The 15,472-nt window shown below is 69.4% G+C and carries 15 protein-coding genes; 4 read left to right on the top strand and 11 right to left on the bottom strand.

Features of this window, described 5'->3' with window-relative positions; genetic code table 11:
• Positions 1 to 5: 5 nt before the first annotated feature.
• Positions 6 to 209, bottom strand: coding sequence for a hypothetical protein (locus MSPGM_RS24475; protein WP_003603680.1), 204 nt, complete (start codon positions 207 to 209; stop codon positions 6 to 8).
• Between the two features lie 404 nt (positions 210 to 613).
• Between MSPGM_RS24475 and MSPGM_RS24470 the strand changes: the two genes are divergently transcribed.
• A complete protein-coding gene (locus tag MSPGM_RS24470; RefSeq protein ID WP_015857620.1) occupies positions 614 to 1,798 on the top strand; it encodes an MFS transporter in 1,185 nt (394 codons plus the stop codon).
• Here MSPGM_RS24470 and cobD read toward each other — a convergent pair.
• Positions 1,791 to 2,786 carry a threonine-phosphate decarboxylase CobD gene (cobD, locus tag MSPGM_RS24465; RefSeq protein ID WP_015857619.1) on the bottom strand — a complete coding sequence of 332 codons (996 nt, stop codon included), beginning with the start codon at positions 2,784 to 2,786 and terminating at the stop codon, positions 1,791 to 1,793. The genes MSPGM_RS24470 and cobD overlap by 8 nt on opposite strands.
• 26 nt (positions 2,787 to 2,812) lie before the next feature.
• Between cobD and cbiB the strand changes: the two genes are divergently transcribed.
• The gene (gene cbiB / locus MSPGM_RS24460) at positions 2,813 to 3,814 is read left to right on the top strand and encodes an adenosylcobinamide-phosphate synthase CbiB (protein ID WP_015857618.1); all 1,002 of its coding nucleotides are present in this window, start codon (positions 2,813 to 2,815) and stop codon (positions 3,812 to 3,814) included.
• A gap of 70 nt (positions 3,815 to 3,884) precedes the next feature.
• On the opposite strand, the gene MSPGM_RS24455 is transcribed toward cbiB, so the two are convergent.
• On the bottom strand, positions 3,885 to 5,342 hold the full coding sequence (locus MSPGM_RS24455; RefSeq protein WP_003600777.1) for a cobyric acid synthase: 1,458 nt from the start codon (positions 5,340 to 5,342) through the stop codon (positions 3,885 to 3,887).
• A gap of 70 nt (positions 5,343 to 5,412) precedes the next feature.
• A complete protein-coding gene (locus MSPGM_RS24450; RefSeq protein WP_003600778.1) occupies positions 5,413 to 6,234 on the bottom strand; it encodes a cobalt-precorrin-6A reductase in 822 nt (273 codons plus the stop codon).
• A 56-nt stretch (positions 6,235 to 6,290) separates the two neighbouring features.
• On the opposite strand from MSPGM_RS24450, the gene MSPGM_RS24445 reads away from it, so the two are divergent.
• Complete coding sequence (locus tag MSPGM_RS24445; RefSeq protein WP_003600780.1) at positions 6,291 to 7,568, top strand: DNA polymerase IV; 1,278 nt, start codon at positions 6,291 to 6,293, stop codon at positions 7,566 to 7,568.
• Positions 7,569 to 7,578: 10 nt separating this feature from the next.
• Here MSPGM_RS24445 and MSPGM_RS24440 read toward each other — a convergent pair whose 3' ends face one another.
• Complete coding sequence (locus MSPGM_RS24440; protein WP_003600782.1) at positions 7,579 to 8,445, bottom strand: cell envelope integrity EipB family protein; 867 nt, start codon at positions 8,443 to 8,445, stop codon at positions 7,579 to 7,581.
• A gap of 511 nt (positions 8,446 to 8,956) precedes the next feature.
• Here MSPGM_RS24440 and MSPGM_RS24435 point away from each other — a divergent pair.
• Positions 8,957 to 9,496 (top strand): GcrA family cell cycle regulator, encoded by a 540-nt coding sequence (locus MSPGM_RS24435; RefSeq protein WP_003600783.1) that lies wholly within the window; start codon positions 8,957 to 8,959, stop codon positions 9,494 to 9,496.
• 206 nt (positions 9,497 to 9,702) lie between these two features.
• Here the strand turns inward: MSPGM_RS24435 and phoB are convergent, their stop codons facing one another.
• The 6 genes from phoB to pstS form a co-directional block, all read right to left on the bottom strand.
• Complete coding sequence (phoB, locus tag MSPGM_RS24430) at positions 9,703 to 10,407, bottom strand: phosphate regulon transcriptional regulator PhoB (RefSeq protein WP_003600784.1); 705 nt, start codon at positions 10,405 to 10,407, stop codon at positions 9,703 to 9,705.
• An 89-nt stretch (positions 10,408 to 10,496) separates the two neighbouring features.
• Complete coding sequence (gene phoU / locus MSPGM_RS24425) at positions 10,497 to 11,210, bottom strand: phosphate signaling complex protein PhoU (protein WP_003600785.1); 714 nt, start codon at positions 11,208 to 11,210, stop codon at positions 10,497 to 10,499.
• A 131-nt stretch (positions 11,211 to 11,341) separates the two neighbouring features.
• Positions 11,342 to 12,157 carry a phosphate ABC transporter ATP-binding protein PstB gene (gene pstB / locus MSPGM_RS24420; RefSeq protein WP_003600786.1) on the bottom strand — a complete coding sequence of 272 codons (816 nt, stop codon included), beginning with the start codon at positions 12,155 to 12,157 and terminating at the stop codon, positions 11,342 to 11,344.
• Positions 12,158 to 12,198: 41 nt separating this feature from the next.
• On the bottom strand, positions 12,199 to 13,092 hold the full coding sequence (gene pstA / locus MSPGM_RS24415; RefSeq protein WP_015824741.1) for a phosphate ABC transporter permease PstA: 894 nt from the start codon (positions 13,090 to 13,092) through the stop codon (positions 12,199 to 12,201).
• A 44-nt stretch (positions 13,093 to 13,136) separates the two neighbouring features.
• The gene (gene pstC / locus MSPGM_RS24410; RefSeq protein WP_003600792.1) at positions 13,137 to 14,111 is read right to left on the bottom strand and encodes a phosphate ABC transporter permease subunit PstC; all 975 of its coding nucleotides are present in this window, start codon (positions 14,109 to 14,111) and stop codon (positions 13,137 to 13,139) included.
• 114 nt (positions 14,112 to 14,225) lie between these two features.
• Positions 14,226 to 15,266: a phosphate ABC transporter substrate-binding protein PstS gene (gene pstS / locus MSPGM_RS24405; protein ID WP_015857616.1), complete on the bottom strand. Its 1,041-nt coding sequence runs from the start codon at positions 15,264 to 15,266 to the stop codon at positions 14,226 to 14,228.
• Between the last annotated feature and the right edge of the window lie 206 nt (positions 15,267 to 15,472).

Raw genomic sequence — 15,472 nt, 5'->3', positions numbered from 1 at the left:
GACCCTCAGAACTCGGCCTCCGCATGCGGCGCGAGATCCACCGTGTCGGCGCGTTCGCGCCAATCGTTCACACCGCGTGAGCGGGCAAAGCGGATCTCTGCGGCCTTCAGCGCGCGCTCCGGATCGCGGGCGCGCGAAATCTCGACGAAGCCGACCGTGAAGGGCACCCCGAGGATCTGCTTCGCGAAGTGGACGCGGTAATTCGACATACACGACTCCTCATCTTGAAGCGGCGGCCGGCCACCTGGAGAAAATGTGCGCCATCACGCGCCCATCTGTAAATGGTTACCCGGCCAAGCTGCTGCGAAGGCTGTGCGTTTTTCTTACAATTGATCATATAGGCGCTCTTTTGGGGGATGCTACCACCGCGCGTCCGGGTGTCGCCGGTGCGACGTGCGCTCCCCATTCGTCCTCGGCGATGACACGGTCTTTGACCGCACGTTTCGTCGGGCCATCGGAGCAAAATCGGACATTCTGCCGCGCGATGGCTGCACCTCACGGTCTCACCGGGGCTGGCGGTCCGGCGGTGGCCTGCCGTATGGGGCGGTCCATGCCGTTTTCCCCGCCCCTCGATGCCCCCGTCCCAGCTCGCCGAGATGCGGGCGGCGCAGCAATGAGCCGTGATGCGGGGGGCGACCGCGCCCTGTCCCCCACGACGCGCGTCGGGCTCACCCTGATCGCGGGTGGGGCTGTCGCCAACATCTACTACAATCAGCCTCTGCTCGCGGTCCTCGTCGCCGAGTTCGGCGAGCGGGCGGCCCTGCTCGTGCCCACGGCCAGCCTCGTCGGCTACGGCCTGGGCATCCTGTTCCTCGTGCCCCTGGGCGATGCCCTGCCGCGGCGCGACCTGATCGTGTGGCAGTTGCTGGGGCTGGCCGTCGCCTTGGTCGTCGCCGCGCTCAGCCCGAATCTCGCCGTGCTCGCGGCGGCGAGCCTCGTCATCGGCGTACTCGCCTGCGCCGCGCAGCAGGCGGTGCCCTTCGCCGCCGAGCTTGCGCCCGATGCGAGCCGGGGGCGAATAGTCGGCGGGGTGATGACCGGCCTCCTCTCCGGCATCCTGCTCGCCCGCACCGCGAGCGGCTTCGTCGGCGCGCAGTTCGGCTGGCGCGCAGTGTTCTTCGCCGCGGCCGGCCTCGCCGTCGCCATGGCGGGGGTCGCGTGGCGCACGCTGCCGCGCAGCGCACCGAAGCAGCGCCTGCGCTATCGCGCGCTGATGATCTCGCTGCTGCATCTCGTGCGCAGCCAGCCGATCTTGCGCAACGCCAGCCTGTCGCAGGCCCTGCTGTTTGCCAGCTTCAACGCGTTCTGGGCGACGCTGGCCCTCCTCGTCGAAGCGCCGCCCTTCGACCTCACCGCGGCGGGCGCGGGCCTGTTCGGCGTCATCGGCGTGGCGGGCGCGTTGATCGCCCCCTATTCCGGCCGCTACAGCGACCGGCGCGGCGCCCGGCCGGTGGTGATCGTCGGCAGCGTCCTGGTCGCGGCGGCCTTCGCGGTGCTGGCGCTCGCCGGTGAGGTGTCGCTCCTCGCCATCGCGGCAGGCGTGCTGCTCCTCGACATCGGCATCAACGGCGCGCTGATCGCCAACCAGACCCGTGCCTACGCCCTCGCACCGGGCGCCCGCGGGCGCATCAACACCGTGCTGTTCACCGCCGTCTTCATCGGCGGGGCGGCCGGCGCCTTCCTCGGCTCGCGCGCCTTCCTCCTCGCGGGCTGGCCCGGCGTCTGCGCCGTTGGCGGGGCCTTTGCGCTCGCCGCGCTGGCCGTGTCCTGGCTCGGCGGCCGATCCCAGCCTACTTGAGCACCCGCGAGAGGCGGCACCACGCCGCCTTGTCCGGGGGCAGGCCGAAGCGCAGCCGCTCCGGCGCCTCGACAAAGCGCCGCACGTAGATCCCGGCCTCGCCGAGTGCCCGGAACAGGCCGGGCCCGTCCGGGAAATCCGCCGTGCGGAACAGGGCCGTCCCGCCGACGACCCGTCCACCGGCCCGCCCGATCATCCGGTCGAGGCGGCCCGCATCCTTCGCCCGGGCGGCGGCGGCCTCACGGCGCCACGCGGTATCCGGCAGCGCCGCGCAGCCTGCGGCGATGGCGGGGCCCGAAACCGCCCAGGGCCCGAGGGCGGATTCGATGCGCCGCGCCAATGCCGGCTCGGCGAGCGCGAAGCCGAGCCGGAGGCCCGCGAGCCCGTAGGTCTTGCCGAACGAGCGCAGGATCACGAGGCCGGGCCCCGGCCGCGCCGGCTCCACGGGTTCAAGGTCGGCGAAGGCCTGATCGAGCACGACGAGGCCTCGCCCGGCGACGCGCGCCAGCGCCTCGGCCGAGAACACGCGCCCGTCGGGATTGTTGGGGCTGACCGCCACCACGATTTCGGCGCCCTCCGCCTCGCGCGGATCGGTCACCATCCGCACGGTATGGCCGGAGCGGGTCCAGGCGGCGGCGTGCTCGGCATAGGTCGGCCCGACCACCGCGACGCGGGACGGCGGCATCAGCCGCGGCAGGGTTTCGATCAGGATCTGCGTGCCGGGCGCGGCGACGACATGGTCCGGCCCCGGCGCGCCGTAGGCCTCCGCCGCCGCAGATTTGAGCCGGGCAAGGTCGGCGGGGGAGGGCAGGCGGTAAAGGGCGCTGGCTATGAGGGGCGGCAGGGGATAGGGCACCGGGTTGATACCGGTCGAAAGGTCGATCCACGGCTCGGGCGCGCGCGGAAACAGCCGGCGGGCCGCGTCGAGATCGCCGCCATGCGCGATCCCGTCGCGCGAATCGTCCGTCAGCCCCTCGCGTCCGCCCATCCCGCCCCGCACCGACCCCACCAACGATGTCCTGGATCGCCCTGACCCATCCGCCCGACACCCTCGGCATCCTGGCCCTCGCCCTGCTGATCGAGGCCATGGCGGGTTATCCGGACCGCCTCTACAGGGCGCTCGGCCATCCTGTCACCTGGATCGGCCGGCTGATCGCCGCGCTCGAACGCGGGCTCAACCGGGGCACGCCGCGAACGCGCCGGCTCGGCGGCATCCTGGCGCTCACCGGGCTGCTCGCCACGGTGGCCGCTGTCACCCTGGGGCTGACGGCGCTCGCCGCGCTCACGGGCCACGGGTTCGGGCTGGTGGTCCTGGCGATTCTCGCCGCGAGCCTGCCGGCGCAGCGCAGCCTGTTCGTCCATGTCCGGCGCGTCTCCGCCGCCCTGCGGACGGAGGGGCTGGCCGGGGGTCGCACCGCCGTCTCGATGATCGTCGGCCGAAACCCGGAAAGCCTCGACGAAGCGGCCGTGTGCCGGGCCGCGATCGAGAGCCTCGCCGAGAACTTTTCCGACGGCATCGTCGCACCGGCCTTCTGGATCGGCGCGGGCGGGCTCACCGGCGGCGCGCTCTACAAGGCGATCAACACCGCCGACAGCATGGTCGGCCACCGGACCCCCCGCTACGAGGCGTTCGGCTGGGCCTCGGCCCGTCTCGACGATCTCGTGAACCTGCCCGCCTCGCGGCTCACCGCCCTCCTGCTGATCGCGGCGGCGGCCCTGAGCCGGGATGTCTCCGCGGCGGGCGCGTGGCGGGCGATCCGCCGCGACGCGGGCCGCCACCGCTCGCCCAATGCCGGCTGGCCCGAGGCGGCCATGGCCGGGGCACTGGGCTTACGGCTCGCGGGCCCGCGCATCTACGGCGACACCCGCGTCGAGGATGCCTGGATGGGCGACGGGCGGGCCGAGGCCAACCCCGACGACATCGTGCGCGCGCTGAAGCTCTACCGGACGGCCTGCGCGCTGCAATTCACGCTGGTTGCGGCCGGGACCGGCCTCTGGCTCACCTTCGGCCGCTAAGGTTCTTGTCTTTGCATCATCTTTTTCCGAAAGCCGGCAACCGCCTTTCGGAATGATGCTTGAGCGTCCCTCAGCGCAGGCGCAGCAGCCCGTCGCAGTCGAGATGCGCTTCGAGATGGTCGGCAAAGCGGTCGAGCACCTCTTCGATGCCGGCCTCGTAGCGGGTGAGGCCCGGCGCGGCGCCGAGCCGGGCGAGCCAGGCCGCGCGTTGGCGATCGTCGGCGAACAGGCCGTGGACATAGGTGCCGGTCACGAGCCCGTCGCCCGAGACGGCCCCGTCGGCCCGGCCGTCGGCGAAGCGCAGCAGCGGTCGGGCGGTGTCCGGCCCGGTCGTGTCGCCGATATGCATCTCGTAGCCGGAGAACGGCGCGCCGTCCGCGAGCGTCGTGCCGGTGGCCGCGACGAGGCGCTTCTCACCCGTCATCACCGTCTCGACGTCGAGGAGGCCGAGACCCGGCAGATCACGCGGCGCGCCCTCGATCCCCTGCGGGTCGGCGATGGAGCGCCCGAGCATCTGGTAGCCGCCGCACAGCCCGAGCACGTGACGGCCGCGGCGCAGATGGGCGCGGATATCGATGTCCCATCCTTCCGCGCGCAGACATTCGAGGTCGTCGATCGTGGTCTTCGAACCCGGCAGGATGATGAGATCGGCTTCCGCCGGGACGGGCTCGCCGGGCGGCACGAAGGTCACCGCGACGCCGGGCTCCTGCCTTAGCGGGTCGAGGTCGTCGAAATTGGCGATGTGCGGAAAGCGCAGCACGGCGATCAGCGGCACGGCGCCGTCACGGCGCGCTTGCGGGGCATCGAGCGCCACCGCGTCCTCCGGCGGCAGGCGGCCGGCATCAGGAAAGAACGGCACGAGGCCGAACGGCGACCAGCCGGTGCGCGCGGCGATCAGGGCCATGCCGTCGGCAAACAGCGTCGGGTCGCCGCGAAAGCGGTTGACGATGAAGCCGCGGATCATCGCCGAATCGTCGGGCTCCAGCACCGCCTGCGTGCCGACGAGGCTGGCGATGACGCCGCCCCGGTCGATGTCGCCAACGAGCACCACCGGCGTCCCGGTCGCCCGGGCAAAGCCCATATTGGCGATGTCGCCCTGCCGCAGGTTCACCTCGGCTGGCGAGCCCGCACCCTCCACGAGCACGATGTCCGCCTCGCCGCGCAGCCGCGCGAAGCTGTCGAGCACGGACGCCATCAGGCGCGGCTTCCAGGCTTGGTACTCCCGCGCCCGCGCCGTGCCGATCATCCGCCCCTGCACCACCACCTGCGCGCCGACTTCGCTCTGCGGCTTCAGGAGCACCGGGTTCATGTGGACCGAGGGCGCGACCCGCGCGGCGCGAGCCTGGAGCGCCTGGGCCCGGCCGATCTCGCCGCCATCGGCAGTGACGGCGGCGTTGTTCGACATGTTCTGCGGCTTGAACGGACGCACCGTCAGGCCGCGCCGGGTGAAGGCACGGGCAAGCCCGGCCACCAGAAGCGACTTGCCGACATCGGACCCGGTCCCCTGGATCATCAGGGCGCGGGTCATAGGCGGTTCTTTGGTCGAGGCGCGGGCATCACGCTGCCATGGCATCGGGGCCGGGCGGCGTCGAGCCGATTTACGGCGCTCTGCGCTCGCTGCGCCGTGCCATCAGCCAGGAAAGCGCGCCCACGGCATCGGGGATGGCGGGCACATCCGGCAGGGCAGGGCGGTCGACGATCACCACGGGAAGCCCGAGCCGACGCGCGGCCTCGATCTTCGGATAGGTCGCGGCGCCGCCGGAATTCTTCGTCACCAGCACCTCGATTCGCGCCTCGCGCATGAAGCAGATCTCATCCGCGAGCGTGAACGGGCCACGGGCGCTGACGGTGACGAGGTTGGGCACCGGCAGCGCGTCGCCGACCGGATCGATGGTGCGCACGACATAAGCGTGCTGCGGCGCGCGGGCGAAGGCGGCCAGTTCCTGCCGGCCGATGGTGAGAAATACCGTTCTCGGTGCGGCCCCGAGCGCGTCGAGACAGGCCGGCACGTTCGCCGCCGCGATCCAGTCGTCGCCGGGCTGACGCTCCCAGGCCGGGCGGCGCACCGCGAGGAGCGGCACCGCCACAGCCCTGCAGGCCTCGGCCGCATTGGCCGAGATCCGCGCGGCGAAGGGGTGGGTCGCGTCGATCACCGCCTCGATGCCGCTCCCGGCAATCCACCGCGCCAGCCCCTCCGCACCGCCGAACCCGCCCATACGAGTCGGCACCGGTTCGGGCCGCGGCGCGGCGGTGCGGCCGGCCAGCGACAGCGTCACCGAGACATCCGGCTCGCGCGCCAGAAGGGCGACGAGCGCGCTGGCCTCGGTGGTCCCGCCGAGGACGAGGATGCGCAGGGGAGCGGCATCGGGATTTGGCGTGGGATGGTGCGCGGGAGAACCCTGGTCGGCGGCTCCGGACATTCGTACAACCTGTCTCGCCCGCATCAGCCCGGCAAAGGCCGGGCGAGGTTTTCGACGTGAGACCCTTCTGCCGCGATTGTCTGACGATGCAAGTCGAGGGCGCCCTGCGCTGCCGCGGATGCGGCTCGCCACGCCTGCTCACGCACGCGGCCCGCGACGCCTTGAGCATCGCCCACGTCGATTGCGACGCCTTCTACGCGGCGATCGAGAAGCGCGACGACCCGTCTTTGCGCGACAAGCCGCTCATCATCGGCGGAGGCAAGCGCGGCGTCGTCTCCACCGCCTGCTATCTCGCCCGGATCTCCGGCGTGCGCTCGGCGATGCCGATGTTCGAGGCGTTGAAGCGCTGCCCCGATGCCACCGTGCTGCGGCCGGATATGGAGAAGTACGCCCGCGTCGGCCGCGAGGTGCGGGCGATGATGCTGGCGCTGACGCCGCTGGTCGAGCCGGTCTCCATCGACGAGGCGTTCCTCGACCTCTCCGGCACCGAGCGCCTGCACGGGACGAGCCCGGCGCTCACGCTCGCCCGCTTCGCCGCACGGGTCGAGGCGGAGGTCGGCATCACCGTGTCGGTGGGACTGTCGGACAACAAGTTCCTGGCCAAGATCGCCTCGGACCTCGACAAGCCGCGCGGCTTCTCGATCATCGCGGGCGAGGACGCCGCGACCTTCCTCGCCGACAAGCCGGTCGGCATCCTGCCCGGTATCGGCGAAAGTGCGCGAAACCGCCTCGCTGCCCTCAACATCCACCGCGTCGGCGACATCCCGCGGGCAGATCCGACGCGCCTCCAGGCATCCCTCGGGCGCGATGCGCTGCGTCTCATCGATCTCGCGGCCGGCCGGGACCGTCGGCCGGTGCGCCCGACCCGGGAGGCCAAGAGCGTCTCGTCTGAGACGACCTTCTCGACCGATCTCACCCGGTTCGAGGATCTGCGGCCGATCCTCTGGCAGCTCTGCGAAAAGGTGTCGGCACGGCTCAAGCGGGCAGAACTCGCCGCCGGCAGCGTCACGCTGAAGCTGAAGGATGCCCGATTCCGGCTGCGCACCCGCACCCGCGGCGGACTGAAACCCACCCAGCTCGCCGACCGGCTCTTCCGCGAGGGCGAACCGATGCTGCGGGCGGCCTGCGACGGCACGGCCTTCCGGCTGATCGGCATTGGCGGCGGCGATCTCTGCGGCGCGATCCACGCCGACCGCGGCGATCTCGCCGATCAGGGTATCGAGCGCGTCGCCCGCCGTGAGGCGGCGCTCGACCGGCTGCGGGAAAAGTTCGGCAGCGCCGCGATTCAGCGCGGGCTCGTCTTCACCGGCGAGCCGGAGCGTCGCCGGACCTGAGGCGCGGCGACTACTTCTTGCAGGTGGGATCGGCCTTCGGGTCGGCTTTGGCGAGGTCGAGCCGCGTCAGATTCCCGTCGATGGCGAAATCCCCGTAATCGAGGTGCAGCCGCCCGCTCACGCCATCCTCGTAGAGGTCGAAGGTGAGGGTGTAGATCGGCGTGCGCTCACCCGCTCCGGCGGTAAAGTAGCTCAGCGTCACCGGCCACCGGCGCATGGTGCCGTGGTCGCCCTCGCGCAGCGGCTTGTCGCGCTCGGTGTCGGCGGCGGGCGCCGCGTTCGGGCGACCGATGATGGCCAGCGTGTCGTAGACCTTGCGCCCGTCATCCGAACCGTCGAACACCTTGGCCGAGACCGTCGTCTCGCCCGCCTTGGCCGCCTCGATCAGGCGGATCATGTGGTGGATCGGAAACAGGACCGCGCCCTCGGCCTGGAACTGGTCGCGCTTGGGCTCCTTGAGCTTCACCTTGAGCGCGTCGGCCGCCTCCGCTGTCCCATCGACGGCCGGAGAGGGCGCGTTGTTGAGAACGGTCGTGGTGCGGAAGCGGAAGCTCTTGCCGTCGCCGTTCTCGAAGGTGGTGCTGCGCAGATCCGAGGTGCGGTCGCCGGACTCGCCGGAATTGAGCATCGTCACCTGACGCGTCTGCATGGTGTAGCCGCGGCAGGCGTCGCCCGAGAAATCGATGACGATGCGCCCGCGCACGCCCTCGACCGCCCGCGTCCCTTCGGAGCGCGCCAGCGACAGGTCGTAGACCGCGCGGTGGTTGGCCAGCCGGATCGCGGCCTCGTTCGGAACCGGTGCGGCCGGCCCCGCGGCCATCGCGTTTCCCGGCATCGCGGCAAGGAGGAAAAGGGCCGGCGCGAGGCGCAGTCGCATGCGATCTCCCAAAGTCCGCTTGAAGTGGGTTGTCCACAGGCGGCAGGCCGGCGGACGACGTCCGTCACATAGTCATCCCGTCCGCCCGGACAATCTTTTTCGATCGCGCTTCCGACGCGACCGCGGACATCTCGGCGATACGCGCAACCGCCCGGCACCCCGGCCAGCCGGCCCTCGCCCGATCCGGATGCTCGGAAAAGATCAAGTTTACGCAACGTGTTAACGGATGGCGGAGGATTCGCTGGCTCCACCACGGAAACCGATCCGTCTCACCGTCCGACGGGCCCGATTGCCGGGGGAAACCGGACGGTGAGACGCGCGGACCCTTGCTCCGCGGCCGAGCTGTCCTGTAGTCTCCACAGCGTCGCCAACGGCATCTTTGGCGTCTGTTAACCGACATGTGCAGGGCCGGATCGCGGGCCCTGGCCATGCCTGCTGTCGCCATGCGCGCCAGCAGCGCCGCGCTGCCGGCCGGTCTCACGTTCAAGGATGTTTCGACGTGGAGGGGACAATGACGGAAGCGGTCCCGAGCTGGACGGATGAGCGCGTCGAGCTGCTTCGTCGCCTGTGGGACGACGGCCTGAGCGCCAGCCAGATCGCCCTGCAGATCGGTGGCGTCTCGCGCAACGCCGTCATCGGCAAGGTGCATCGCCTCGGGCTGTCCGGTCGCGTCAAGTCGATGGGTGCGGCGTCGCAGGGACGTCGCCGGGAGGGCTTGGCTGCCGAGGTCGAGATGGAGGTCGTGGTCGCCGAGGAGCCGACGCTGCCGGAGCCGCCTGCGATCGTGGCACACAGGCCCGCACCGGACTTCCCGCTGCCGCAGAAGCCCGCCCCGGAGCCGGTGGCCCTCGCGGTTTCCGAGCGGGTCACCATCATGGATCTGCGCGAATCGATGTGCCGCTGGCCGATGGGCGACCCGACCTCGCCGGACTTCCGCTTCTGCGGCGGCCGCGCGATCACAGGCCTTCCGTACTGCACCCAGCACGCGCAGATCGCCTATCAGCCGGCCGCCGAGCGCAAGCGCGACCGCCGCGTCGCCGGTTTCCGCTAACGCCTCCGGGAGAGGACGGCCGGGCACGCCCGCCATGACGGGCGATTGCCCGCGTGTACCGAGTGGGGACGGGCGTTGCCCGACTCACAGGACCGCCCCTCAGACCGAAACGCGGTTGATCCATTCGGGATGGCGGATTTGGAGTTGGCTCAAGCGCCGCGCGGGCTGAGCGAGACCGTTCCCCCTTCGATCAGGCGGAGACCGTATCACTCCGCTCCGGCGAACATCTCGTCGAACGAGTAGCCGGAGCCGCGCACGGTGCGAATCGGATCGCTCTGGCGCGGGCGGTTGATCGCCTTGCGCAGGCGGCCGACATGAACATCGACCGTGCGCTCGTCGATGTAGACGTCATGGCCCCACACGCCGTCGAGCAACTGCTCCCGCGAGAAGACTCGGCCGGGGCTCTGCATCAGGTATTCGAGCAGCTTGAACTCGGTCGGCCCGAGATGGATCTCGCGGCCCTGCCGGCGGATGCGATGGCTGACGCGGTCGAGCTCGATATCGCCGGCCACGAGCATGTCGGAGACGTGGGTGGGCTTGGCGCGGCGCAGGAGCGCACGGACGCGGGCGAGCAACTCCGGCACGGAGAACGGCTTGACGACGTAGTCGTCGGCGCCGGTCGAGAGGCCGCGCACACGGTCGGTCTCTTCGCCCCGGGCGGTGAGCATGATGACCGGCAGGCGTTCGGTCTCACGGCGGGCACGGATGCGCCGGCACAGCTCGATCCCCGAGAGCCCCGGCACCATCCAGTCGAGGAGTACGAGGTCGGGCGTGGTCTCGTGCAGGCGAAGGTCGGCCTCGTCGCCGCGAACCGCGACATCGACTTGGAAACCCTCCGCTTCCAAATTGTAGCGCAGCAGGGTCGTCAGCGATTCCTCGTCCTCGACGATCAGGATGTGCGCACTCGTCATCGCCCGTCTTTCCATCCGTCACGCCCGGCCCTCGAGAGAGGAGCCGGAGACGTTTCTTGATCGCCGCGCCCGCCGAAAAACCTTCGGTGTCAGGTGCTCGGCGTAATCGTCGCGTAGTTCGAAGCGTCGTTCTTGGGCCGCTCGGCCGTCGGCGTCTCGCCGGTGACGAGGTATTCGATGGTTTCGGCGACGTTGGTGGTGTGATCGCCGATCCGCTCGACGTTCTTGGCGCAGAACAGCAGGTGCGTACAGAACGAGATGTTGCGCGGATCCTCCATCATGTAGGTGAGGAGTTCCCGGAACAGTGAATTGTAGAGCGCGTCGATGGCGCTGTCCCGCTCCCACACCTCGCGGGCGGCGGTCACGTCGCGGCTCGCATAGGCATCGAGCACGTCCTTGAGCTGTTCCTGCACGAGGTCGCTCATGTGCTGGACGCCGAGCACGATCTTCTGCGGCTGCGCCTGATCGCTGATCGCCACGACGCGCTTGGCGATGTTCTTGGCGAGATCGCCGATCCGTTCCAGGTCGCCCGAGACGCGGATGCCGGAGATCGTCTCGCGCAGGTCGATGGCCAGCGGCTGACGGCGGGCGATAAGGAGAACCGAACGCTCCTCGATCTCCCGCTGCAGCAGGTCGAGGCGCTTGTCGGCGACGATCACCGCCTGGGCGAGGGTGGTATCCCGGCGCACCAGCGCGTCGGTGGCATCCGTCATCATCTTCTCGGCCACGCCGCCCATCTCAGCGATGGAGCGGCGCAGGTTCTCGAGGTCGGTGTCGTAGGAGGAGACGATATGGTCGGCCATGTCGCGAATTTCCCGATCAGGCGGTCGGACGAGGGCGCTCTCAAGCTGCGATGGACACGGGTCCGGCGGAAGAGGGCGCGTCTCAACGAGGGCGCAAGGGGGCTGCGACTGTCGTGCAGTCGCGGCCGATCTCAGCCGAAGCGGCCGGTGATGTAGTCCTGGGTCTGCCGCTTGGCCGGGTTCATGAAGATCTTCGTGGTCGCGTCGAATTCGATCAGCTCACCGAGATACATGAACGCCGTGAACTGCGAGATGCGGGCGGCCTGCTGCATGTTGTGCGTCACGATGACGATCGTGAACTCGGTCCGCAACTGCTCGATCAGCTCCTCGATGCGGCCGGTGGAGATCGGATCGAGGGCCGAGGTCGGCTCGTCGAACAGGATGACCTCGGGGCGCTGTGCCACGGTGCGGGCGATGCACAGGCGCTGCTGCTGGCCGCCGGAGAGGCCGGTGCCGGACTGCTTGAGCTTGTCCTTCACCTCGTCCCACAACGCCGCCTTGCGCAGGGATTCCTCCACGCGCACGTCGAGTTCCGCTTTCGGAAGCTTCTCGTAGAGGCGCAGGCCGAAGGCGACGTTGTCGTAGATCGACATCGGGAAGGGGGTCGGCTTCTGGAACACCATGCCGACGCGCGAGCGCAATTCGTTCAGGTCGATCTTCGGGTCCAGAACGTTCTGCCCGTCGAGCAGGATCTCACCTTCCGCGCGCTGCTCCGGATAGAGGCTGTAGATGCGGTTGAAGGTGCGCAGCAGCGTCGACTTTCCGCAGCCCGAAGGCCCGATCAGCGCGGTCACCTGCCGGTCGCGGAAATCGAGGTTGATGTCCTTCAGGCCATGGAAGCTGCCATAGTAGAAGTTGAGATCCTTGCAGGCGATGCGCACCGGAGCCTTGACGTCGGCCGGGCTTCGACCTTCGAACTGGCTGCGGATCGCGGGGGAGGCGCTCATCGGATTGTCTCGCAGGTAGGAGGTCTGTCCGGGGGGCGGCCTCAGCGCGCCCGCTGGTCCTTGATCACAAGGCGGGCCACCACCGACAGGGCCAGGATGGTGACGGTGATGAGAAGGGCGCCCGCCCAGGCCAGGCTCTGCCAGTTCGGATAGGGCGACAACGCGAACTGGTAGATCATCACCGGCAGGTTGGGCACGCCGCCGAGCAGGTTCGCGTTGAACCAGCTGTTGTTGTTGAGTGCCGTGAACAGCAGCGGCGCGGTCTCGCCGGCGATGCGGGCGAGCGCCAGAATGATGCCGGTGACGACACCCGCACTCGCCGCCCGCCACGTGATCGCGCGGATGACCAGGGAGCGGGGCGCGCCGAGCGCGGCGCCGGCCTCGCGCATCTGGCTTGGCACGAGGCGCAGCATGTCCTCGGTGGTGCGCACGATCACGGGGGTGGCGATGATGGCCAGCGCCACCGCGCCGGCCCAGCCGGAATAGGTCCCCATCGGCCGCACCATCAGCGTGTAGACGAACAGGCCGATCAGGATCGAGGGGGCGGAGAGCAGCACGTCGTTGAGGAAGCGGATGATGTCCGCGATCTTCGAGGTGCGGCCGTATTCCGCGAGGAAGGTGCCGGCCATCAGTCCGATCGGCGTGGCGATGACGATGCCGATGAACGTCATCACGAGGCTGCCGAGGATGGCGTTGGCGATGCCGCCGCCTACGGAGCCCGGCCCCGGTGTCGGTTCCGTGAGCAGGGCGGGGGTGAAGCCCTTCACGCCCTCGACGATCAGCATCAGCAGTATCGAGCCGAGCACCACGATGCCGAGCAACGTGGCGAAGGTGCTCGCCAGGATCAGGACGCGGTCGGCGATCCGGCGGCCGGAGCGCACACGACTCGCCCTCCGGGGGCGTTCGGCCGTTGCGAGGGGAGTGCTGGCATCCATGGCGCGTCGTTTTCCGAGGCTGGCGGCGTTGCGGACGTTTCGGTTCAGGCGACCTTGGTGCGCCGCACCAGCAGGCGCGCGATGATCAGCACGACGAAGGTGATGATGAAGAGCAGGCAGCCGAGCGCCATCAGGGAGGAGAGCTGGAGCCCGTCGGCCTCGTTGAACTCGTTGGCGATGCGCGAGGCGATGGTCGAACCCGGATCGAAGATCGAGGCGGAGAGGCGGTTGGCGTTGCCGATCACGAAGGTGACCGCCATGGTCTCTCCGAGCGCGCGGCCGAGGCCGAGCATGATCGCGCCGATGATCGAGACCGAGGCCTGCGGCACGAGGACATGGCGCACGACCTCCCAGGTGGTGCAGCCGATGCCGTAGGCGCTCTCGCGCAGCACGGTCGGGATTTGGTCGAGCATGTCGCGGGTGATCGAGGCGACGAACGGCACGATCATGATGGCGAGGATGATGCCGGCGGTGAGCACGCCGACGCCGGAGGGGATGCGCGCGTAAAGGATCGTGCCGACGATCGGGAGCCCTTCGACGAGGTTCGAGACCGGCACCTGCACGAAGCGGGCGAACAGCGGCGCGAACACGAACAGGCCCCACATGCCGTAGATGATGCTCGGCACCGATGCGAGCAGCTCGATGGTCATGGCGACGGGCTTGCGCGCCCAGCCGGGGCAGAGCTGCGTCAGGTAGATCGCGATGCCCAGCGAAACCGGCACGCCGATGACGAGCGCCAGCAGGGCGGCGGCGACGGTGCCGATCACGGCGGGCAGCGCGCCGAACTGCTCGGTGCCGATGTTCCAGGCGCTGGAGGTGAGGAAGCCGAAGCCGAACTCCCTGAACGCGGGCATCGCCCCGTAGATGATCGATCCGAGGATGCCCGCGAGCACCAGTAGCACGAGCAGAGCCGAGCCGTAGGCCGCGCCCTTGAACAGGCGGTCGGCGGTCTTGCTCGGGGCGGTGCGGGGCACGCCGCTCTCGCTGGCCAGGGCGATGGACTGGGTCAAGGCGGTCATCCGCGGAAGGGCTCTTCGAATGGAGGGCGTTTAGCGCGCCGTGGCTCGTGAGGCGAGCCGGACACTCGGAGAAAGACCCTCTCCCGGGTGCGGGAGAGGGCCTGAGACGGTTGCTTACATGCCGAAGACGGGTTTGCCGTCCTTGCCCTTGATGCCCTTCCACTCCTCGTGGATCAGCCCGACGACGTTGTCCGGCAGCGGCACGTAGTCGAGTTCGGTCGCGAGCTTGTCACCGTTCTTGTAGGCCCAGTCGAAGAACTTCAGCACGTCGCCGGCCTTAGCGGCGTCCGCGGCCTCCTTGTGGACCAGGATGAAGGTGGCGGCGGTGATCGGCCACGCTTCCTCGCCGGCCTGGTTGGTCAGCGTGATGCCGAAGCCCGGGGTCGACTTCCAATCGGCGCTGGCAGCGGCGGCCTGGAACGCCTTGTCGTCGGGCTGCGGGTACTTGCCGGCCTTGTTCTGGATCAGCGTGTAGGCGAGCTTGTTCTGCTTGGCATAGGCCGACTCGACGTAGCCGATCGAGTTCGGAACCTGCTTCACGGTGGCGGTCACGCCCTCGTTGCCTTTGCCGCCCTGGCCGACCGGCCAGCTCACCGTGGTGGCGGCGCCGAATTCCTTCTTCCACGGCTCGGAGACCGAGGAGAGGTAGGTGGTGAAGATGTTGGTCGTGCCGGAGGCGTCCGAGCGGTAGACCGGGGTGATGTTCGCGTCGGGCAGCTTCACGCCGTCGTTGAGCTTGACGATCTTCGGGTCGGACCACTTCAGGATCTTGCCGGCATAGATGTCGGCTAGGAGTTCACCGGTCAGCTTGACCTTGCCGGCCTCGATGCCCGGGACGTTGATCACCGGGACCACGCCGCCCATGACGGTCGGGAACTGAACGAGGCCGTCCTTCTCGAGCTGGGCGGCCTTCAGCGGCGCGTCGGTGGCGCCGAAATCGACGGTCTTGGCCTGGATCTGCTTAATGCCACCGCCCGAGCCGATCGACTGGTAGTTCAGGCCCGTACCGGTATCCTTGCGGTAGGCTTCAGCCCATTTCGAATAGACGGGGAAGGGGAAGGTGGCACCGGCGCCGGTGATGTCGGCGGCCAGGGCTGAGGTCGCGAGCTGGGCGGCCGCGAGGCCGACGGCCAGAGCGTAAGTGAAGGGTTTCACGAGCATCTCCGTAGGGTGTCGGGCGCATTGTCGGGGCCGGTCCTGATTTGAAACCGGTCTCGCTGCGACGCTGCTGCCATCTAGTGCACCGACGCGCCGCCTCTATGACGGCGACATGACGGTGACATGACAGCCCCTGGAAAGCTCCCGGAAAGCCCCGGGGGAAGACGAAATTTCACGGAGGATGGGATCGCGACGGGACCACT

Origin of the sequence: Methylorubrum sp. GM97 (genome assembly GCF_024347855.1) — a bacterium.
Lineage (GTDB): Bacteria > Pseudomonadota > Alphaproteobacteria > Rhizobiales > Beijerinckiaceae > Methylobacterium > Methylobacterium extorquens.
Note: the sequence above shows the minus strand (reverse complement) of the source record. Positions and strands in the feature narration are given on the sequence as shown.